Genomic DNA, 19,797 nt, shown 5'->3' on the forward strand with positions numbered 1-19,797 from the left:
GGTGGTCAGTAGGCCAGGGAGCGGTCGACGGCGTCGAGGATTCGGTCGACGTCGGGGATGTGCTCACCCTCGGCCTTGGCTGGCGGGTACGGGGTCGACCACCCGGTCACACGCAGAACCGGGGCCTCCATGACGTAGTAGAGCTCCTCGCCCAGGCGTGCCGCCATCTCCGCGCCAATGCCCTGGGTGCGCGGTGCCTCCTGGACGACAATCGCCCTCGTCGTGCGCCGCACCGACTCATAGACGGTCTGCATGTCAAGCGGGGAGAGGCTGCGCAGATCGACAACCTCGAGCTGGCGTCCCTCCCGGGCAGCTTCCTCGGCAGCGTCCAGGCAGGTCTCTACGAGGGGCCCAAAGCACAGCAGGGTGGCGTCGGCACCGGTACGGACGATACGCGCCTCGTGAAGGCCGAGTTCAGGGGTCTCGGAGACCTCGCCGCGGGTGTAGTAGCGACGCTTCGGCTCGAAGAAGATCACCGGGTCGGGGCTCTCGATGGATTGACGCAGCATCCAGTAGGCGTCGTCAGGGTTCGAGCAGCTGACCACCTTGAGGCCTGGGGTGTTCGCGTAGAACCCCTCCGGGGACTCCGAATGGTGTTCCGGAGAGCCGACACCACCGCCGAACGGGATGCGGATCGTCACCGGCAGGGACCACCGTCCGCCCACGCGGGCGCGATACCTGGCCAGCTGGGAGACGATCTGGTCGAAGGCAGGGGCGTTGAAGCCGTCGAACTGCAGCTCGACGCAGGGACGGTACCCACGCATGGCCATGCCGATGGCGGTTCCGACGATGCCCGACTCCGCCAGCGGGGAGTCGATGACCCGACGGCCGCCGAACTGGGTCTTGAGGCCGTCGGTGATGCGGAAGACGCCGCCCAGGGTTCCGACGTCCTCCCCCATGATCACCACGTGATCATCGGCGGCGAGGGCGTCAGCCAGGCCCGCGTTGAGGGCCTTGGCCAGGGTGGTCTCCCCCTGTGGGCGTGCACCGTTGTCGCTCATCAGTTGTCCTCCTCCCACGAGGCGATCTCCTCGGCGTCGGCCAGGACGTCGGGGGTCGGCTCGGCGTAGACGTCCGACATGAGCTCGGCCATGACGGGCGTGGGGTTCTCGTGGACAGCGGCGCGAACCTCGGCCCCGAAGGCCTCCTCGCGCTCAGCCAGACCGTCAAGCCATTCCTGGTCGATGACCCCACGATCCTGCAGGTAGGTCTGCAGCCTGACGATGGGGTCGGCCTTACCCCACGTCGACTCCTCTTCCGCGGTGCGATAGCGGGTGGGGTCGTCGGTGGTGGTGTGAGCACCCATGCGGTAGGTCCACGCCTCGACGAAGACTGGCCCCTTTCCACTGCGGGCATGGTCGAGGGCCGATCGCAGTACGGCCGTCATGGCGACGACGTCGTTCCCGTCCACCTGCACCGCCGGAATGCCAAAGCCGATCGCGCGGCGGAACAGGGACGTCGGGGACTGCACCGTTGTCGGCTCCGAGATGGCCCATTGGTTGTTGACACACACGAAGACCACAGGAGCGTTCATCGAGGCTGCGAACACGTAAGCCTCGTTCGTGTCCCCTTCGCTCATCGCCCCGTCACCGTGGAAGTCCAACACGGCAGCCCGAGCGCTTCCGGACTCAACGTCGCGCTGAATACCCATGGCGTAGCCGACGGCATGCAGGGTGCCCGACCCGATCATCACCGGGTAGGCGCTGAAGTGTGTGGCGACGGTGTCCCAGGCGCAGTGCGCCTTGCCATTCCACGAGTCGAGGATGTCGGCGACGCTGACCCCCATCGCGTGGGCAAGACCCTGCTCGCGGTAGGTCGGGAAGACCTGGTCCCCGTCACCCAGTGCCAGCCACGCACCGGCCTGAGTGGCCTCCTGGCCCATGTGTGGGGGCCAGAGGCCGAGCTCTCCGTGACGCTGCAGAGCGGTGCCCTCGACGTCGAGACGCCGAACCATGGTCATCATCTCGAGGGCCTTGACGAGGTCCTCGTCGCTCAGCTCGACAGGGAAGTCAGGATGGGGGGTGAGGCGTCCTTGGTCGTCGAGGATCCGCACCATTGCAGGATCCGGACGATTGACGGGATGGTGTGTTGCCGGCGGGACGAATGGGTCCGGATCGCCCTCGTCGGCACTGATGTTCTCGGTCACATCTTCCTCCTGGTCGAGTGTTCCGTGCTTCATTCTGGACGCCGACTAGCCCAGTTCCAAACAGAACTTACCGCTCCGTAGGGAGCCAACAAGTCTGAGGTTACCGTTCCGTAGGTTATCCACGGTTTCGACCCCGGTCGTCGGCTCTCACAAGCTCTTGCGTACTATCAACTGGTGAGCAAAACAGTGGCGATCATCGGTGCCGGGATGACAGGCCTGGCAGCCGCACACCAGCTGCGGAGCCACGGTTGCCGAGTCGTCGTCCTGGAAGCAGGACCGAGTGTCGGCGGACAGGTCAGTTCCCGTCGGTTTGGGGCCGACATGGTCGAGATGGGAGCCGAGGCCGTACCGCTGCGTGCCCCAGGCGTCTCCGATCTGGTGTCGGAACTGGGGCTGACGGACTCGATGCGTCATCCCGCCCCCGGAGGCACCTTGTTGTCGAGCCGACGCGGGGTCGTGGAGATGCCGGCCGGAGTGACGCCGGTCGGCCCCACGAAACTCCTACCGACGATCACCTCGCGGATCCTCTCTCCCATCGGCCTGCTGCGAGCCGGCCTGGAGCCCTTCACCTCCCGCCCACACCCTGACGACGTCAGCGTCGGCCAGTTCATCTCGGAACGATTTGGTGACGAAGTCGGCCGAGCCGTCGTCGATCCCCTGCTGGGTGGCATTCACGCCGCCGACGTCGACAACTTTTCCCTCGCGGTCGCGGCTCCGGCCTTGAGGCAGACCGTCAGGAAGGGTGAGTCCCTCGTCACTGGGACCCTCAAACGCAATGCGGTCGCTACATGGTCGCGCATTCGTCATCGTCCTCAGCCCTCCGGACCCCGCACCCCTGCCACCGCGACATGGGAACACGGTTTGGTGACACTGCCGGAGGCGCTGGCTGGGGACCTCACCGTGCACACGAACACCCGTGCCACGGGAATCCGGCAGGTTGGCCATGAATGGGTCGTCACCGTCACAGGACCGCGAGGAATCGGATCAGTTGCCGCCGACGATGTCATCATCGCCACGCCCGCCAGGGTCGCTGCAGCTCTGTTGTCCACCGCACACCCCGATGCCTCGGAGTTGCTGTCCCGGTGTGAGAGCACCACGGTTGCCACGCTCGTGGTGCGAACTGACCAGGTGGATCACCCGATCGCCACGGCTCAGACGTGGTTCATCGGCTCGGAATGGTCCCCGTTGGTACGCCAGGTGACGAATCTCTCGACGAAGTGGCATCTCTCCGAGCCCACTCTCCGGATCGCCATGGGGCGTCACGGTGGAACCCCCATCGACGACCTCTCCGACGACGACCTCGTCACCATGACCATGGCTGAACTGGAGCGTCTAGGATTGAGTGCTCACCCTCACGACCACGTCATCGAGCGTCACCGTGGCGCCATGCCGCAGCCAGTCCCCGGCCACCGGGAGCGCATGGCCACACTCGCCACCATCCTTGACGACACCGGACTCCACGTCGGCGGGGCCGGGATCGACGGTGCCGGAGTCGGCACCGCCATCGTCGCCGGCCGACGTCTTGCCCGTCAGATCACCTCGAAGGAGGAGGAGAAGTGACCACTACCACTGATCAACCCGAGCGGCCAGTGCAGCCCGGACATCCGGGTGCGTCCGCGGGTCATCCTGCCGGGCATCCCGGTGGCCACCCAGGTGGACATCCCGGCCACGGCCCGCTCGTCCGCGAGATCAAGCACGACCTCAACGACAAGCCCTTCATCGTCATCTGGGAGGTCACCCGCGCCTGCGCCCTGGTCTGCCAGCACTGCCGCGCCGAGGCCCAGCACCACGCCGCCCCCGGCCAGTTGACGAACGCCCAGGGCCACGAACTCATCGACCAGCTGACGAGCTACGAGCGTCCCTACCCGATGCTCATCCTCACCGGTGGTGACTGCTTCGAGCGTCCCGACCTCGTCGACCTCATCGAGTACGGCGTCAGCAAGGGCCTGCACGTGTCAATCTCACCCTCGGTGACCCCACTGTTCACGCGTGACCGGGTCAAGACCGTGCAGGATGCCGGCGTCTCGATGATGTCGATGTCCCTCGACGGCGGCTCCCCTGCCACCCACGACGCCTTCCGCGGTTTCCCGGGAACCTTCGAGCGCACCGTCGAGGCCTGCCACATGCTCAACGACCTCGACATGCGCTTCCAGCTCAACACGGTGTTCACCGCCAAGAACATCCACGAGGCACCGCAGATGCTCAAGAACGCCATCGACCTCGGTGCGTTCATGTTCTACACGTTCATGCTTGTTCCGACCGGACGCGGCGCCCAGCTCGACATGCTGTCACCGCTGGAGCGTGAGGACGTCCTGTACTGGCTGCACGACAACTCCACGCGCATCGCCATCAAGACGACCGAGGCGCCTCAGTATCGGCGCATCGCCTTCCAGCGCGAGGCTGTCCGTCAGGGCAAGGAGCGACCGGTTCGCCATGGCGAGCTCTACGAGTGGCTGACCCGCGAGACCAACGAGCTGCTCGGCGACGTCATCGAGGACCCACGCCCCCCGCGTACTCCACTGGCCATCAACTCCGGGTCCGGATTCGCGTTCATCGACCACACCGGCGACGTCTACCCGTCGGGATTCCTGCCGATCCACTGCGGGTCGATCAAGGAGAAGCCCTTCCCCGAGATCTACCGGACCTCCCCGGTGTTCCAGGGACTTCGCAACCCGAACGGGTTCTCCGGCAAGTGCGGAGCCTGCAACTTCAACCACTTCTGTGGTGGGTCTCGTTCGACGGCCTACGCCATGACCGGGGACTATCTGGCCTCCGACCCGTCCTGCGCCTACGTGCCGCCGGGCTACCACGGAGAGCTGCCGGAGAGAGTTCCCGCTGACGGACTACCGAGGGTGTGACAAGGATGTTCCATGGACCGGACGCCGTGACGACACCGTCACGGCGTCCGGTCCATTGTCGGTAATTTCCGACACCGCCAATCAGTACCTCCATTCTTGAAATCAATAACACAAGGTTCGCCTATCCTCAGTACTCCTCGCGCCGAAGTGACGGAGACATGAATTCCTCATGGCGAAGTTCCTCCGACCCCTTGCGAGCTCGGCCAGAAATGGGCGACGCTAGCTGTGTATGCCTTTTGGGCACAACATGAGTATTCGGACGAACCCCAGGGAGAACCCATGAATCACCGATGCAGGGCCCGAATTGCCGGCCTATCGGTGCTGTGCGTGGCCGGGATGGGCGGCAGCTTCATTGCCAACCCGGCCTCTGCCGCACCAGACGGAAGCGGCGCCCCGTCCGCGCCGGCCACATCATGCAACGGCGACAAGAACGTCGAGATCTTCAACGTCAACGACTTCCACGGTCGCATCGCCACGGGTGCCAACCTCTTCACCCCGGTCGTCGAGGCCCGCAACGCGAATGGAGCCGACAAGGTTCTGCTGCTGAGTGACGGCGACAACGTCGGTGGCTCGACCTTCGAGTCCGGCTCCCTCAATGACGAACCGACCATCGCCATGCTGAACGCCGCGGGCGTCGAGGCCAATGCCGTCGGCAACCACGAGTTCGACAAGGGCTGGAAGGATCTCGCCGAGCGCATCATGCCGCACACCGAGAGCCCCTACCTGGGTGCCAACGTCTACGAGAAGGGCACCAAGAAGGTTGCCGCTCCCCTCAAGGCGTCGACCGTCATCGTCAAGGATGGTGTCCGTATCGGCATCGTCGGAGCCGTCACTCATGACCTCCCCTCCTTGGTCTCCCCCGCCGGCATCTCCAACCTCACCATCGGTGACCCGGTCAAGGCCGTCAACGCCGAGGCCAAGCGTCTCAAGAGCGAGGGCCTGGCTGACGTCGTCGTCGCCGAGTACCATGAGGGCGCTGCTGACGGTTCCGCCGATCCGGCCAGCCAGGGCGGTAACTTCGCCCCGATCTACGCCGACACCTCCTCCGACGTCGACCTGGTCTTCAACGGCCACACCCACCAGGTGTACTCGTGGAAGGACAAGGCCGGCGCCCCACTGCTGCAGGCCGGTTCCTACGGCGCTCACCTGGCCAAGGTGAAGGTGGCCTGGGACTCCGAGCAGAAGAAGCTCTGCTCGACGGACGCCTCAATCACCGATCCGGCCAGCACCCCGGCCGACGACCCGACGATCGCCAAGATCACCTCGATCTACGAGGATGCCAAGGCCAAGTCGGATGAGGTCGGCGCCACCGTCATCGGGCACGAGACCGCTCCGATCACCACCCCGTCGAACGAGACCGACCAGAAATTCGCCGCCAACGTCCGTGACCGCGAGTCGACGATGTCCAACATGGTCGCCGACATGTTCAAGGACACCCTCGGCAAGGGCGACCCCAACTTCATTGGTCTGCAGAACCCCGGTGGAACCCGCGCCTCCCTGCTCGAGAAGGACATCACCTACAAACAGGCCGCCCAGGTGCTCCCCTTCGCGAACACGCTGATGACCACCAGGATCACCGGCGCTCAGTTCAAGAAGACGCTGGAGCAGCAGTGGCAGCGTAATGACAAGGGCGAGGTCCCGTCACGTCCGTATTTGCAGCTCGGCGTCTCCAAGAACGTCACCTACACCTACGACGAGTCCCGCAAGGAAGGTGACCGCATCACCTCCATCCGGATCAACGGCGAGCCGATCGATCCCAGGGGCACCTACACCGTGGGTTCCGGTTCCTTCCTCATCGCCGGTGGTGACAACTTCACCGAACTCGCCAAGGGATCCAAGCCGGTCGACACCGGAAAGATCGACCTGTCCGCCTGGGTTGACTGGATCAAGGCTCAGAAGACCCTCAAACCTGACTTCGCCAAGCGTGCCGTCTCCCTGACGACCTCCCTCAAGGAGGGCATGTCCAAGGATGCCACCTTCACCATTGGCAAGCCGGCTGACAAGGCAGTTGCCCCCGACACCGTCGACTTCACCTCGAAGGACTCCGTCGTTAACAAGACGATGAAGACCCAGATCGTTCAGGGTGATAAGACCGTCGACGTCGCCACCACCCCGGTCAAGGACGGTTCGTCCTCCGTGACCGTCAAGGTGCCGACCGCCAAGGGTCTGGTCAGCGGTGAGGCCACCATCGTCTTCACCTTCCCGGATTCCGGCACCACGGTGCGCTTCGCCGCCAAGCTGTCAGTACCGTCCGGCGATCAGCCTGGTGGCGCTGTGATCCCGGCCCCGAAGCCGGGCCAGTCTGGCACCCCGGGCCACGACGTCAACCCGGGAGGAACCCCCGGATCTGACAACGGCTCCAGCAACGGCAAGCCCGGCCTGCCGAGAACTGGTGTCTGATCCAAGGATTGACACAACCTCATACTGAAGAACCCCGGCCTGGGAGTGATCCCGGGCCGGGGTTCTGCTGTGACTGGGGGCAGCGCGACGTGCGCAGGGGTGAGACGTGTCGACGTGGTGGAAATCTCGGTTACGACCGTGGGTACTGCCACCTGTCGTAGCAGCACCCACCATCAGGATCGCGATTACCACACCACACGTGGGGGCCGGTTCAACCCCGCCTCGGGGACTCCGGGCCGAGCCCAGGACGCCACCGTCAGGCGAGGGACTCCTGCCAAGCGTTGTGGAGTTCGGCGTAGCGTCCGCCCTGGGCCTCCAACTCGGCGGGGGAACCATCCTCCTGGATCTGGCCGTGTTCCAGCACGAGCACCCGGTCGGCGATCTCCACCGTGGACAGACGATGAGCGATGATGACGGCGGTCCGGTCGGCCAGGATCGTCCGCAAGGCTCGCTGCACCAGACGCTCCGAGGGGATGTCCAATGACGACGTCGCCTCGTCGAGGATCAGCACCGCAGGATCAGCGAGGAAGGCCCGGGCAAACGCCACCAACTGACGCTGACCGGCCGACAGACGTCCACCGCGCTGGGACACATCGGTGTCGTAGCCCTCGGGCAGGGCATCGATGAACCCGTCAGCACCGACCGCGCGGGCGGCGGCTTCGATCTCGTCGCGGGTCGCGTCGGGACGGCCGAACGAGATGTTGTCGGCGATGGTGCCGGCGAAGATGAAGTTCTCCTGGGTCACCATCGTCACCGCGCGACGCAGGTCGGCGTCCGACAGCTCGCGCAGGTCGTGGCCGTCGAGACGCACGTGACCGCACGTCGGGTCATGGAACCGCGAGATGAGCTTGGCAATCGTCGTCTTGCCAGCGCCCGTCGTTCCGACCAGAGCGACCGTCTGACCGGCAGGAATGTGCAGGTCGAGGTCGGGCAGCACCTCGCGCTCGGAGTTGTAGCCGAACATGACGTGGTCGAAATCCACCGCGCCGTCGGCGGTCGTCAGCTCCATCGGCTCTTCCGGCTCGGCTACGGCGGCTTCCTGCTCGAGCACCCCCGAGAGTTTCTCCAGGGCCGAGGACGCCGACTGGAAGGTGTTGTAGAACTGACCGATGTCCTTGAGGGGCTCGAAGAACTGGCGCAAGTACAGCAGGAAGGCCGTCAGGACGCCGACCGTCGTCCAGCCGCGCAGGGCGAAGTAACCGCCGATAAGCAGCATGAGTCCGATGGTGACGTTGCCGATCAGGGTGATGCCCGGCATGAAAATTGCGAACAGTCGCATCGCCCGGACGTTGATCCCACGGTAGCGGTCGGCCAGCTCGGTGAAGATCTCCTGGTTGCGCGGCTCGCGACGGTATGCCTGGACCGCTTTGATGCCGGTCATCGTCTCGGAGAACTGGATGATGACCTGGGCCGAGGCGTTGCGCACCTTGCGGAAGGTCCGGCTCGACTCCGTCGAGAACCATTTCACCAGCAGGGAGACGAAGAACAGCGACGCCAGGCAGATGAGGCCCAGCCTCCAGTCCATGACGAGGAGCATGACGCCGGTGCCGATGAGGGTGAGAACGGCCGACACGAGACCGTCGACTCCCTCCTCCATGAGGTCGGCGATGGCGTCGATGTCGCTGGTCATGCGGGAGACGACGCGCCCCGACGTGTACTTGTCGTGGAAGGCGACGTCGAGGCGCTGGAAGTGGCGGAAGACGCGACGCCGCAACTCGAGCAGCACGTCCTGGCCAATACGGCCGGACACCCGCAAGAAGTAGATACGGGTCGTCACCTGGATCACCAGGGCGACGAGCATGGCGATGACGGTGACAACGAGGTTGCGCGCCGAGCCGCCGTGTATGAAGGGCGGGATGCCCAGGTCGATGCCACGGCGAACCAGAGCCGGGGACGCGAGTCGGGCGAGGTTCTCGACGACGATGGCCGCCAGCAACACCCAGACCACAGTCTTGTAAGGCTTGAGGAGGGACCACAGCAGAGCCCGGGAGCGAGCCTTGAGCAGGCCGGCGGCCTTGGCAGAGACCTCGCTGGCCTCCTCGTTGGCGACGCCACGCCAGTCCTCGGCGGTGCGCTTGTCCACTGCCGCGCGTTTCTCCTCGGCGGTGGACATTTCGGAAGTGGTGTCGTGTTCTGCCTTCTCGTCAGGCACGATCAGCCTCCTCTCCCGTGGTCTCCACGGACTCCCCGGACATCCCCTGCTCGGCGTCGTAGTCGGCGCTCAGCAGCTCCCGATACTCAGGGACGGTCGCCAGCAACTCCGAGTGCGTACCGATGTGGGTGATCGTCCCCTCTTGCAGCAGGGCAACTCGGTCGGCCAGCAGCACGGTGGACGCTCGGTGTGCGACGACGATTCCCGTCACCCCGACGAGGACCCGCTTCAGGGCCGCCTCGACGAGGGCCTCGGTGTTCATGTCCAGGGCCGAGAGGGTGTCGTCGAGGACGAGGATGCGAGGCTTGGCGAGCACCGCGCGGGCCAAGGCCAAGCGCTGACGCTGACCTCCCGACAGGCTCATCCCTTGTTCACCGATGCGGGTGTCCAGACCCCACGGCAGGTCCCAGACGAATCCAGCCTGGGCGACGTCGATGGCCTCGGTGATCTCCTCGTCGGTGGCCTCCGGGCGACCGAGGGTGAGGTTCTCTCGGACGCTCATCGAGAACAGGGTGGCCTCCTCGAAGGCGGTCGCGACGATGCTGCGAAGGTTGTCGACCTCAAGGTCGCGGACGTCGACGCCGTCGATACGGATTGCGCCACCGGTGACGTCGGCGAGCCGCGGAACCAGGGCCGTCAAGGTCGTCTTGCCGGATCCAGTACCGCCGACCAGGGCGATCGTCTCGCCGGGAGCAATCGTGAGGTCGACGTGGCGCAGGACGTCCTCGTCGGAGTCGGGGTAGTGGAAGGAGACGTCGTCGAGGACGAGTTCGCCCTCCGGATGTTCCAGGCGACGCGGCCCGTCGTGGATGGTCTCGGGGGCGTCGAAAATCTCGGTGATGCGATCGGCGGCCGTCATGGCGTCCTGGGTCATCGAGAGCAGGAACCCCAGCGAGGCGATCGGCCAGATGAGGCTGAGCATCAGGGTGATGAAGGCGACCAGAGTTCCCAAGGTGAGGTGGCCGTGGGCCGCCGCGTAGGCGCCGATGGCCAGCACGACGATGAGGGTGAGGGTTGGGATGGCCTCGAGGAAGGTCCAGAAGGCCGACACCAGTTTCACGCGGTCCAGGCTGGTTTGCCACAGGGTGGTCGCCTTGTCGTCGAACCCCTCGTAGACGTGTTCGGAACGGCCGAAGGCTTTGATGACGCGCAGGCCATGGACCGATTCCTCGACGGACGACGCGACGTCGCCGGTTTGGTCCTGGATGGTGCGGGAGATCTTGACGTAGCGACGCTCGTTCCACAGACACAACCAGACGATGGGGATCGCCGAGACGAGGACGACGATGCCCAGCGGCCAGTACATCCGCAGCAACAGGATCGTCACGACGACGATCTGGAAGGTGTTCATGATGATGAACAGCAGGCCGAATCCGAGGAAGCGGCGCACCGTCGACAGGTCGTTCATGATGCGGCTGAGCAACTGACCCGACTCCCACTGGGTGTGGAAGCCCAGCGGTAGGCGCTGCAGCTTGGCGTACATGTCCAGCCGGATGCCGGCTTCGACGCCCAAGGTGGCGCGAGCGACGACCCAGCGGCGCAGGAACATGAAAAGGGCCTCGACGATGCCAACCCCGATCGCGGCGGTACCCAGCACCCACAGACCACGATGGTCGGAGTGGGCGACGGGGCCGTCAATGATGCGCCGGGTCAGCAGCGGGGTGACGATGCCCGCCATCGTCGACAGGAAGGCGAAGACCACCATCGCGGTGAACCGGCCGAGATACGGGCGCATGTACGTGCGGGCCCGCCACAGGTTCGCAAGCCGATTTCCGTTCGGAGAGGGTGGTGCGAGAGCCGGTTCGCGCGTCAGTGCGTCGGCGTAAAGAGTGCGAACCTCGTCGCTGATCCCGGCCTCGGTGGCCTGGGTGCTGTGTTCTGACGTTATTGTGGGCATGAATCTCCCGGCGAGTTGGTTGGTCTGCTGGTCCACCCGCGAATGGCGGGCTGCGGTGTCACTCACTCAGGAATTCATGGTTCGAGGATATTGCAGTTTGAAGTGTGGATCTGGGATTTGAGACAAGAGACGCCGATACGTCCGGTCCGTGACCCGGCGCCGGCAAGAGTCGTGGCGTTGACGTTCACGCCGTCCCCTTGCGCGGTTCTTGGTGGCAGTTCGTGGCCGGTCTAGGCCGTTCGCCACGAGTATGAACCTCGACATGCCCCTTCCCGCACCGGGCAGACTGGACCCATTGACCACGGAAGGAACCCCTGTGAGCAACGAGAACACCCCGTCCGTCATCTTCGTGTGCTGGGGGAACATCTGTCGTTCCCCCATGGCTGAATTCGTCGCCAAGAAGATCTTTGCCGACGAAGGCCTGGACGCCCGCGTCACCAGCGCCGGAGTCAGCGACGAGGAGCACGGCGGCCCGATGGACTCGCGAGCCAAATCCGTCCTGACCTCCCACGGATACCCCTGCTCGGGCCACAACGCCCACCAGATCGACGAGTCCGAGATCATGTCCGCAGACCTTGTCATCGCCGCGGAACCGCGCCACCTCCAGATGATGAAGCAGATGGCCCCCGACGCCGACAACCTCCGCCTCATCCGCGACTACGACCCCAACTGCGACCCTGGCACCTCCCTGCCGGACCCTTGGTTCGGCTCGACCGACGGGTTCCAGGACACCCTCGACGCCATCGAGTCCGCAATGCCTGGAATCGTTGACGAGGTGCGCTCACTGGCCTGATCGGTTCCCCGCCATCGCACTGGTCCGCCGAGACCAATCGGCCTGGCACTATAGGCTGTCCCCATGAGTTTGTTCTTGGTCGGCGGAGGGTACGACGACTCACTGGTGGAGGTCTACGACGAGTTCGTCTCCCAGGCCCGGCATCACAATGTTGACGCTCCCATTGCGGTAGTGGTGGCAGGTCCGGCCTCCGAATCCGCTGACCAGGCCGCTGGACTGACGCGCATCGTCACCTCCCGGTGGGCCGACGCGAACATCCTCACCATCCACCTCGACGGCCCGGGAACCGCCCCGACGATGGGCGACCCGGCCACCCCGCTGTGGACCGAGAACGAGTCCTTCCAGCTCCCCGACAACCTCGACTCCCTCGCCGGCATCATCGTCGGCGGCGGCGCCGTGCCCAGTTACATCAACGGCCTTGCACCGGCCGCCGAGCAGCTCTCAATGCTGGTGCGCGGCGGTGCTCCCTGGCTCGGCTTCTCGGCCGGTGCGATGGCCCCGTGCGTCACCGCTCTGGCAGGGGGCTGGAAAATGCAGGGACGCCAGGTCGGCCAGCAGACAGGTGCTGAGGGCTTCGACGAGGTCACCTTCGTCGAAGGCCTTGGCCTGGTCAGCCTAACCATCTCCACCCACAACGACACCCTTTCCGGCGACGGCCTCATCATCTCGGCCGTCGAGTCCGGCCTGCTTCCCAACGCCGTTGCCGTCGACGAGGCCACCTGCCTGCGCATCGACGCCTCGACCGGCCACACCGAGGTGATGGGACGTGGCCTGGTTCGCTGGTTCACCCGCGAGGTCAACGGAGTTCTCGTCCGCTCCCAGCGCCCCGTCACCCCGGAACCGGCTCCAGCCCCGCACAAGCCCCGCTTCGACGGTCTGGCAAAGGTGGCGGCGGCGACCCGTGCCGCCCACGACAAGGAGGAACGCGAGAAGGCAGCCCGGGAGCGCGCCGAGGAGAGACGTCGCGCGCGGGAGTCCAAGTCTGCTGACGACGAGACCAAGACCACCGAGGGCTCCGCCACCCCCGAGGACGCACCTGCCGCGGCAGCCGACCCCCAGGCTGCCGCGGACCCGACCCCGACGGCAGGCCCGGTACCCGATCCCCGCTCGGATGCCGATCCCACTGCACAGCCCCCGACGGAGGACGTCAAGCCATGAGCATGCACATTCTCGTCGTTGACGACGACCGCGCGGTGCGAGAATCCCTCGCCCGATCCCTGCAGTACAGCGGCTACGAGGTCGACAGTGCTGCTGACGGCGTCGAGGCCCTCGCACACCTGTCCGGCAGCCATCCTGACGCCGTCATCATGGACGTCATGATGCCTCGCCTCGACGGTCTCGAGGCCACCCGGATGCTGCGCAGCAACGGCAACGACGTCCCGATCCTCGTCCTCACCGCCCGCGATGCCGTTGACGACCGCGTGGATGGCCTGGATGCCGGGGCCGACGACTACATGGTCAAGCCCTTCGCCCTGGACGAGCTACTGGCCCGCCTGCGCGCCCTGACTCGTCGTTCCCGTCCCGAGCCGGAACCCGCTGAGGCCCCCGAGCAGCTGTCCTTCGCCGATCTCACCCTGGACCCAGGCACCCGCGAGGTCGCCCGCGGCAGCCGTCGCATCAGCCTGACGCGCACCGAGTTTGCCCTGCTCACCGTCTTCCTCCAGAACCCGGAGAAGGTGCTGGAACGCTCGTGGCTGCTGCACGAGGTGTGGGGATTCGACTTCCCGACGACCGCCAACTCCCTCGAGGTGTACATCGGCTATCTGCGTCGCAAGACCGAGCATGATGGTGAGCCGCGTCTCATCCACACCGTCCGCGGCGTCGGGTACGTGCTGCGGGAAGCGAATTCGTGATCCGTCGGTGGTGGCGGAGGCTGCTGGATTGGCGTCCACGTCCGCTTCGCATGACGATGGGGCGCCGGGTCAGCCTCCTGGTGTCGATCTCAGTCGTCGTCGCGGTGGCATTGACCTCCCTGTCCGCCTGGCTCATGACGCGCATCTCGCTGTACGACGAGCTGGACGAACAGCTGACACGGATGGCCACCACCATCTCCCCGAGCGTAGCCGCTGACCCTCAAAACCTCGGCGGGCTGGAAGCCAGCTCTCTGGCGGCCACGAACACCACACTCATCCTGGTGCGCGCCGATGGCCAGGTTGCCACCGCTCCGGGAGCCGAGGTCACCGTCACCACCGGGGTCCAGGAGCTTGCCGTCGCCCGTACCGGAACCGGTGTCAAGGCCCGCACTGTCATGGACTCCCGTGGAGTTCCGGTACGCATCGTCGCGATCCCGTTCACCTCGGACGGGGTGCACTACGCCCTCGTCGCAGGGCAGAACCTCACCGGCACCAAGGCCACCCTGGGATCACTGTGGATCGTCCTGGTCGGCACCAGCCTGGTCGGCATCGTGCTGACGGCCATTGCCGGATACGTGGCCGGCAACTCTGCCACACGACCGCTGCGTGACCTCTCCCGGGCCGTCCACCGAGTGACGGCGACCGACGAGCTCAGCCCCATCCCGGTCCGCTCCCACGACGAACTAGGAGACCTCACCGTCTCCTTCAATGCCATGCTGTCGTCCCTGTCGAACTCACGGGAACGCCAGAAGCAGCTCATCGCCGACGCCTCCCACGAGTTGCGTACCCCGCTGACGTCCATGCGTACCAACGTCGAGCTGCTCATCGCCGACCAGAACAGCCACATGCTCCCAGACCCGGCGCGCAGCGAGATCCTCGACGACGTCGCCGCTCAACTCGGCGAGTTCTCCAGCCTCATCGGCGACCTCGTCCAGCTGTCGCGCGAGGACGCCCCTCCCCCTCGACCGCAGTATTTCGACTTGTCAGATGTTATTTCGAAGGCCGTCGAGAGAGGACGGCGACGCGGCCCGCACCTGGAGTTCGACGTTCACCTGGACTCCCATCCGGTGCTTGGTGACGAGGCAACTCTCGAGAGAGCCGTGACGAACCTGCTCGACAACGCCGTGAAGTTCTCCCCCACCGGGGGTACGGTGACGGTCACGATGGACGGTGACACCGTCGTCGTCAGCGATGAGGGGCCGGGCATCGACGAGGCGGATCTGCCACACATCTTCGACCGGTTCTACCGCTCCGACCAGGCCCGCAACACTCCCGGCACCGGCCTGGGCCTGTCAATCGTGGCGCACACCGTCACCAGTCACCAAGGCTGGATCAAGGCGTCGCGAGCTCCTGGCGGTGGCGCCATGTTCACCATGTACCTGCCGCGGGAGAAACCCCCCGCCGAGGAGTCAACGACATCCTGACGGCCGGGCTCATCTCGGCCGGCAGATCCCGCACTGCCCAGGCCAGCAGCCAGGAAGCTCAGTGACGTGGATCGCTGCTCGTCGAGGTGACGGGCAAGGACTTCTGTGACGAGGTCGGCTGCCCTGGTGCCGGCTCCGTCGTGGGTCCGGGCCGTGAAGGGCTGGTTGACGGCGCCTTCCCAGGGGTCGTCGTCGAGACAGAAGACGGTGTGGGAGCACTCGGCTTTCCGCTGGGCCTGACCGACGTGGAGCTGGGCTTGGAAGGACTGTTCGACGTGGTCGGACGGCTCGGGGTACCCGATGGGTGCGGGGTGGACGGCACCGGATCAGGATGATGCAACTCACCGGCAGGAACGGTCGCTCCCCTGACGGGCTTGAGTTTGTCGAGATTCACGACAGCAGGCTTGCCATTGAGCCACGGCAGCGGGTCGGTGAACTGTCCGTTGACGACGACCTCATAGTGCAGGTGGCATCCCGTTGAGTACCCGGTCGTCCCGGACAAGGCAACGGCCTGGTGGACGTCAGCCCTTTGTCCCACCTTTACTCCGATCACCGACAGGTGGTTGTAGGTCGTCGAGACGTGCTTGCCGGCGATCATGCCGTGATCGACCTCGACCCGATTCCCATACCCACCCGCAGGGCCCGCGAAGGCGACCTTTCCTGGTGCTGACGCACCTACCGGGGTGCCACACGAAGCTCCGAAATCGACGCCAGTGTGCAGCTTCCAGACGTGAAGGATGGGGTGGAACCTCATGCCAAATGGTGACGTGACCGGGCCGTTGAGCGGTTTCGACAGCAGAACCCCGGTCGGCATGCCGACCCTGGACACTGCCGGACTCGGGGACGGGGTTGCAGCCTTTGCCGGGGCGAGGACTCCAGGGTTGACAGGAGCCGAGGACTGAGTGATGTTCGGGGTCGGCTGGGTCGTCTCAGGCCAGGACGCCGACCATGCGGCGGACATCGGCCTGGAGACAAGCTGTTGGTGATCAGGGACGGCTCGCAATCCCGGGTCTGACGGCCATGCGGCAGTCACCGACAACCCGACCACAGCGACTCCGACACCGCCGGCGATGACGGTCTTGATGGCCTTGCCCCGCGACACCATGGACAACCCTCCTCCACGCCGTGAACATTATTGTCACCCTCGTTGGCTCCCTTTTTCCACCCGGCTGGAGCCTTCGTCGCGGCATGTTCATCCACATGTCACCTGCCACGACGAGGGGTTATCCACAGGAATCCTGTGGATAACCCTCATGGCTGGGGAAAACACATCGATGTCGTTCCACAGCAGGTTCCGAAACCGGTGGACAGACCCTCAACCATCTCGTGAAAGCCACCTCGACGTCTACGCTCTGTGCATGACCAGTCACGTCGTCGATCAGCTCGGCCCCACTCTCGTCATCCACGGTGGCGCAGGCAACGTTCCGCCCCGAACCGGCGAGGATGCCAAGAGGTTCCGGCTGTCCTTACGGCACGCTTTCGACGCCGGCCAGGCAGTTCTTGACGCTGGTGGGCCAGCCCTTGACGCCGTCACAGCCTCGGTCGTGGCGATGGAGGACGATCCGCTCTTCAATGCCGGACGAGGTGGGGTCCTCACAGCGAAGGGGACGGTTGAGACTGACGCCGCCGTCATGACCGGCCACGGGCGTGCTGGGGCGGTGTGCTGTTCACGTCATGCCCGCAACCCGATTCGTCTGGCCCGGGCCATCCTCGCCATGTCGCCCCATGTCCTGCTGTGCGACCCTCCTGAGCAGGTCTGCCGAGGCTGGGGTCTGGAGGTCGAGCCCCCGGAATACTTCGTGACTGACGCTCGCCGGGAACAGCTGGAACGGGTACTTGCCGGACGCCACCAGGCCCCGAGGCATGGCACAGTCGGGGCGGTCGCCCGGGACTATCACGGTCATCTTGCTGCTGCGACGTCTACGGGCGGGATCGTCGCGTCGTCAGTAGGTCGCATCGGTGATTCCCCGGTCGTCGGGGCCGGTACCTTCGCCCGGGATGGGGTCGTGGCCGTCTCCTGCACCGGTGACGGCGAGGCCTTCTTGCAGGGAGTGGTGGCCCACGAGGTGGATGCTCGTATGAGACTGGCAGGTGAACCCGTCAACCACGCGGCCATGGGAGCCCTCACCGACGAGGTCTCGTCACGAGTCACCGACGGCGCACCAGCCACGGGAGGCCTCATCGCCGTCGACGCGTCCGGACGTCTCGTCGTCTGCCATGTGTCGGCGTCCATGCTGGCCGCCTGGCCAGATCACGGCGAGGTGCTGACCTCGGTGTGAGGCTCAGCGCACGACGGGCAGTTCCGGACCGAACTCGAGCATCTGCTCGACCGCCCAGGGGCTCAGCAGGGCCGGCATCGATCGCGCCAGGCCGTACATGTCCTGCCAGCCCACCCAGGTGACCTCTTCGACCTCGTCCGGGTCAGGATTCAACTCGACGAGTTCCTCGGGAAGGGACAACCGGGCAACGACGACCGGACACAGCTCGTCCTCGACAATGCCGCCAGCGTCGGTGGCGCGATAGGAAAAACCAGGAAGGACGACGCGCATCCGACGCGGATCGAGATCGAGGCCGAGCTCTTGGTGAGTGCGACGCACTGCCGCGTCGATGATCGTTTCGCCGATCTGCGGATGCCCACAACAGGTGTTCGTCCACACCCCCGGCCAGGCCACCTTCGTCAGGGCTCGTCGGGTCAGCAGAACTCGCCCGCCGACGTCAAGGACATGGCAGGAAAAGGCCAGATGTCGTGGGGTGTGCTGGCTGTGAACGGTCGCTCGGGGAGCGGTCCCGACCTGGTTGCCGTCGTCGTCGAGCAGGATGACGAGATCGTCCTGGACAGAATCCGCGTCATGGGCAGGCGTGCCCCCATCCTCGCCATCGTGATGACTCATGACGTCAAGCTACCAATAACCACGAATTCCGCGAAGTCGAATGCGTTCGGGTCCCCTACGTTGGCTCATCGCCACCTCAAAAGGCACCATTGAGATGCTGTATTCGTCACTTCGTCCACCCACCTCCGACGGGAGAGCCATGCCGCACATCCTCGACGTCATCCTCGTGGTGTACCTCGCCATGCGTGCCATGGCCGGGTGGATGCGCGGGGCCGTCGTCGGAGTGGCCAGCCTCATCGGGTTGGTCCTCGGGGTGTGGGCCGGTCTGTGGACCTCCGGCATCGTCGCTGACCAGTTCTTCGACGAGAATTGGACCTGGCTGGCCGCAGGTGCGGTGCGGGTGTGCATCACCCTCGTCATTGCCGAGATCATTCAGGGCATCTGCGTCCACATCGCCCAACGCATCCACCGCGCATTCAACTCGGTGGGGTTGGGCAACGTGGACCGTTTCGGCGGCTCAGTGCTCAACGTCATCGCAACCGCACTTGTCGTCACGGTGGCGGCGACAGCCCTCTCCCCCATCCTGCCGCCGTCATGGACCGAGGCCATCGACGAGTCATCCGTCATCACCCAGACCAATCGCGTCATCCCGGATGAGGTCAACGAGGCCGCTGCCCGACTGGTCGGCCGAGCTGCTGACACCTTCCCGAAGGTCTTCGCCGACGAAGCTCCCAGCCTGCCCGCACCGGCTCCCGACGACGAGACCGTCACTACTCCTGGAGTGCGGCGCGCAGCTCAATCCATCGTCAAGGTGCGGTCGCGGGCACCACGGTGTGATCGGGCCTCCGAGGGCACCGGATGGGTGAGTTCTCGCCACCGGGTGGCGACGAACGCCCATGTCGTCGCCGGGTCCAACCAGGTCACCGTGCAGGTGGGCGGATCTGGGGCTCGACTGCAAGCCCGCGTCGTCTCCTACGACCCGGACATGGACCTGGCGGTGTTGGCGGTTCCCGACCTTCATGCCCCAGCCTTGACAATGGCGTCGGCTGTCAAGGATGGTGATCCGACGGTCGTCGCCGGATTCCCACTTGATGGTCCGTACACCCTCGAGGCCGCCACCGTGCGTGGGTCGATCATGGCTCGGGGTGAGAACATTTACGGCACCGACACCGTCGTCCGCGAGATCCTCTCGCTGCGCGGCACGGTACGTCCGGGCAACTCGGGTGGGCCACTGCTGACGACGGACGGCAAGGTCGCCGGCACGATCTTCGCCCGGTCCACCGCCCAGCCGCAGACCGGGTACGCGCTGTCGAACAACCAGACTCGCAAGTTCATCCGTGCTGGGGCCAACGACACCACCGCGGCTGCGACCGGCTGGTGCACCGTTGGCTGAGCTGGTGTCAAAATCTTGAGCGCCCAATGTTCCCGTCGTGGGACGGTTCC

The 19,797-nt window shown here is 65.5% G+C and carries 15 protein-coding genes; 9 read left to right on the forward strand and 6 right to left on the reverse strand.

Translation table 11 applies throughout. The features are described 5' to 3' along the window. Positions 1-5 precede the first annotated feature (5 nt). Positions 6-1,001, reverse strand: a complete 996-nt coding sequence (locus AC6I1W_RS01020) for an alpha-ketoacid dehydrogenase subunit beta (RefSeq protein WP_065673411.1) — start codon at positions 999-1,001, stop codon at positions 6-8. Beyond that, positions 1,001-2,056 (reverse strand): pyruvate dehydrogenase (acetyl-transferring) E1 component subunit alpha, encoded by a 1,056-nt coding sequence (pdhA, locus tag AC6I1W_RS01025; protein WP_171048670.1) that lies wholly within the window; start codon positions 2,054-2,056, stop codon positions 1,001-1,003. The genes AC6I1W_RS01020 and pdhA overlap by 1 nt, the downstream gene beginning before the upstream one ends. Before the next feature lie 297 nt (positions 2,057-2,353). Here pdhA and hemG point away from each other — a divergent pair, with 297 nt between their 5' ends. From hemG to AC6I1W_RS01040, 3 genes are all read left to right on the forward strand, one after another. After that, the gene (hemG, locus tag AC6I1W_RS01030) at positions 2,354-3,706 is read left to right on the forward strand and encodes a protoporphyrinogen oxidase (protein WP_249361333.1); all 1,353 of its coding nucleotides are present in this window, start codon (positions 2,354-2,356) and stop codon (positions 3,704-3,706) included. Then, entirely contained in the window at positions 3,703-5,004 is a 1,302-nt protein-coding gene (locus AC6I1W_RS01035; RefSeq protein ID WP_252908540.1) for a TIGR04053 family radical SAM/SPASM domain-containing protein, read from the forward strand. Before hemG ends, AC6I1W_RS01035 begins: the two co-directional genes overlap by 4 nt. Positions 5,005-5,283: 279 nt before the next feature. Then, positions 5,284-7,404, forward strand: coding sequence for a bifunctional metallophosphatase/5'-nucleotidase (locus AC6I1W_RS01040; protein ID WP_333490151.1), 2,121 nt, complete (start codon positions 5,284-5,286; stop codon positions 7,402-7,404). 256 nt (positions 7,405-7,660) lie between these two features. Here AC6I1W_RS01040 and AC6I1W_RS01045 read toward each other — a convergent pair whose 3' ends face one another. Together AC6I1W_RS01045 and AC6I1W_RS01050 are read right to left on the reverse strand one after the other, a co-directional pair. Next, positions 7,661-9,556 carry an ABC transporter ATP-binding protein gene (locus AC6I1W_RS01045; protein ID WP_336620873.1) on the reverse strand — a complete coding sequence of 632 codons (1,896 nt, stop codon included), beginning with the start codon at positions 9,554-9,556 and terminating at the stop codon, positions 7,661-7,663. Continuing rightward, a complete protein-coding gene (locus AC6I1W_RS01050; protein ID WP_493536907.1) occupies positions 9,549-11,519 on the reverse strand; it encodes an ABC transporter ATP-binding protein in 1,971 nt (656 codons plus the stop codon). Before AC6I1W_RS01050 ends, AC6I1W_RS01045 begins: the two co-directional genes overlap by 8 nt. A gap of 250 nt (positions 11,520-11,769) precedes the next feature. On the opposite strand from AC6I1W_RS01050, the gene AC6I1W_RS01055 reads away from it, so the two are divergent. The 4 genes from AC6I1W_RS01055 to AC6I1W_RS01070 all read left to right on the forward strand — a co-directional run bounded on the left by AC6I1W_RS01055 (position 11,770) and on the right by AC6I1W_RS01070 (position 15,523). Beyond that, positions 11,770-12,246 carry a low molecular weight protein-tyrosine-phosphatase gene (locus AC6I1W_RS01055; protein ID WP_016666276.1) on the forward strand — a complete coding sequence of 159 codons (477 nt, stop codon included), beginning with the start codon at positions 11,770-11,772 and terminating at the stop codon, positions 12,244-12,246. Positions 12,247-12,309: 63 nt separating this feature from the next. Next, positions 12,310-13,404 (forward strand): cyanophycinase, encoded by a 1,095-nt coding sequence (locus AC6I1W_RS01060; RefSeq protein ID WP_117189723.1) that lies wholly within the window; start codon positions 12,310-12,312, stop codon positions 13,402-13,404. Between the two features lie 2 nt (positions 13,405-13,406). Then, the gene (locus tag AC6I1W_RS01065) at positions 13,407-14,099 is read left to right on the forward strand and encodes a response regulator transcription factor (protein WP_269199449.1); all 693 of its coding nucleotides are present in this window, start codon (positions 13,407-13,409) and stop codon (positions 14,097-14,099) included. A gap of 50 nt (positions 14,100-14,149) precedes the next feature. After that, entirely contained in the window at positions 14,150-15,523 is a 1,374-nt protein-coding gene (locus AC6I1W_RS01070; protein WP_284950595.1) for a sensor histidine kinase, read from the forward strand. A gap of 58 nt (positions 15,524-15,581) precedes the next feature. Here AC6I1W_RS01070 and AC6I1W_RS01075 read toward each other — a convergent pair whose 3' ends face one another. Then, a complete protein-coding gene (locus AC6I1W_RS01075) occupies positions 15,582-16,628 on the reverse strand; it encodes a M23 family metallopeptidase (protein WP_493536908.1) in 1,047 nt (348 codons plus the stop codon). Positions 16,629-16,881: 253 nt separating this feature from the next. Here AC6I1W_RS01075 and AC6I1W_RS01080 point away from each other — a divergent pair, with 253 nt between their 5' ends. Further along, the gene (locus AC6I1W_RS01080) at positions 16,882-17,802 is read left to right on the forward strand and encodes an isoaspartyl peptidase/L-asparaginase family protein (RefSeq protein ID WP_284950578.1); all 921 of its coding nucleotides are present in this window, start codon (positions 16,882-16,884) and stop codon (positions 17,800-17,802) included. Between the two features lie 3 nt (positions 17,803-17,805). Here AC6I1W_RS01080 and idi read toward each other — a convergent pair whose 3' ends face one another. Next, positions 17,806-18,414, reverse strand: coding sequence for an isopentenyl-diphosphate Delta-isomerase (gene idi, locus AC6I1W_RS01085; protein WP_493536909.1), 609 nt, complete (start codon positions 18,412-18,414; stop codon positions 17,806-17,808). 139 nt (positions 18,415-18,553) lie between these two features. Here idi and AC6I1W_RS01090 point away from each other — a divergent pair, with 139 nt between their 5' ends. Beyond that, complete coding sequence (locus AC6I1W_RS01090; protein ID WP_284950580.1) at positions 18,554-19,747, forward strand: MarP family serine protease; 1,194 nt, start codon at positions 18,554-18,556, stop codon at positions 19,745-19,747. The last annotated feature ends 50 nt before the right edge of the window (positions 19,748-19,797 follow it).

This window comes from Cutibacterium sp. KB22876, from assembly GCF_059728865.1.

Bases quoted from the DNA above. Each gene is read 5' to 3' on its own strand.
- AC6I1W_RS01020 (WP_065673411.1), bottom strand. From the start codon at position 1,001: ATGAGCGACAACGGTGCACGCCCACAGGGGGAGACCACCCTGGCCAAG.
- pdhA (WP_171048670.1), bottom strand. From the start codon at position 2,056: ATGGTGCGGATCCTCGACGACCAAGGACGCCTCACCCCCCATCCTGAC.
- hemG (WP_249361333.1), top strand. From the start codon at position 2,354: ATGACAGGCCTGGCAGCCGCACACCAGCTGCGGAGCCACGGTTGCCGA.
- AC6I1W_RS01040 (WP_333490151.1), top strand. From the start codon at position 5,284: ATGAATCACCGATGCAGGGCCCGAATTGCCGGCCTATCGGTGCTGTGC.
- AC6I1W_RS01060 (WP_117189723.1), top strand. From the start codon at position 12,310: ATGAGTTTGTTCTTGGTCGGCGGAGGGTACGACGACTCACTGGTGGAG.
- AC6I1W_RS01065 (WP_269199449.1), top strand. From the start codon at position 13,407: ATGCACATTCTCGTCGTTGACGACGACCGCGCGGTGCGAGAATCCCTC.
- AC6I1W_RS01070 (WP_284950595.1), top strand. From the start codon at position 14,150: ATGACGATGGGGCGCCGGGTCAGCCTCCTGGTGTCGATCTCAGTCGTC.
- AC6I1W_RS01075 (WP_493536908.1), bottom strand. From the start codon at position 16,628: ATGGTGTCGCGGGGCAAGGCCATCAAGACCGTCATCGCCGGCGGTGTC.
- AC6I1W_RS01080 (WP_284950578.1), top strand. From the start codon at position 16,882: ATGACCAGTCACGTCGTCGATCAGCTCGGCCCCACTCTCGTCATCCAC.
- idi (WP_493536909.1), bottom strand. From the start codon at position 18,414: ATGAGTCATCACGATGGCGAGGATGGGGGCACGCCTGCCCATGACGCG.
- AC6I1W_RS01090 (WP_284950580.1), top strand. From the start codon at position 18,554: ATGCCGCACATCCTCGACGTCATCCTCGTGGTGTACCTCGCCATGCGT.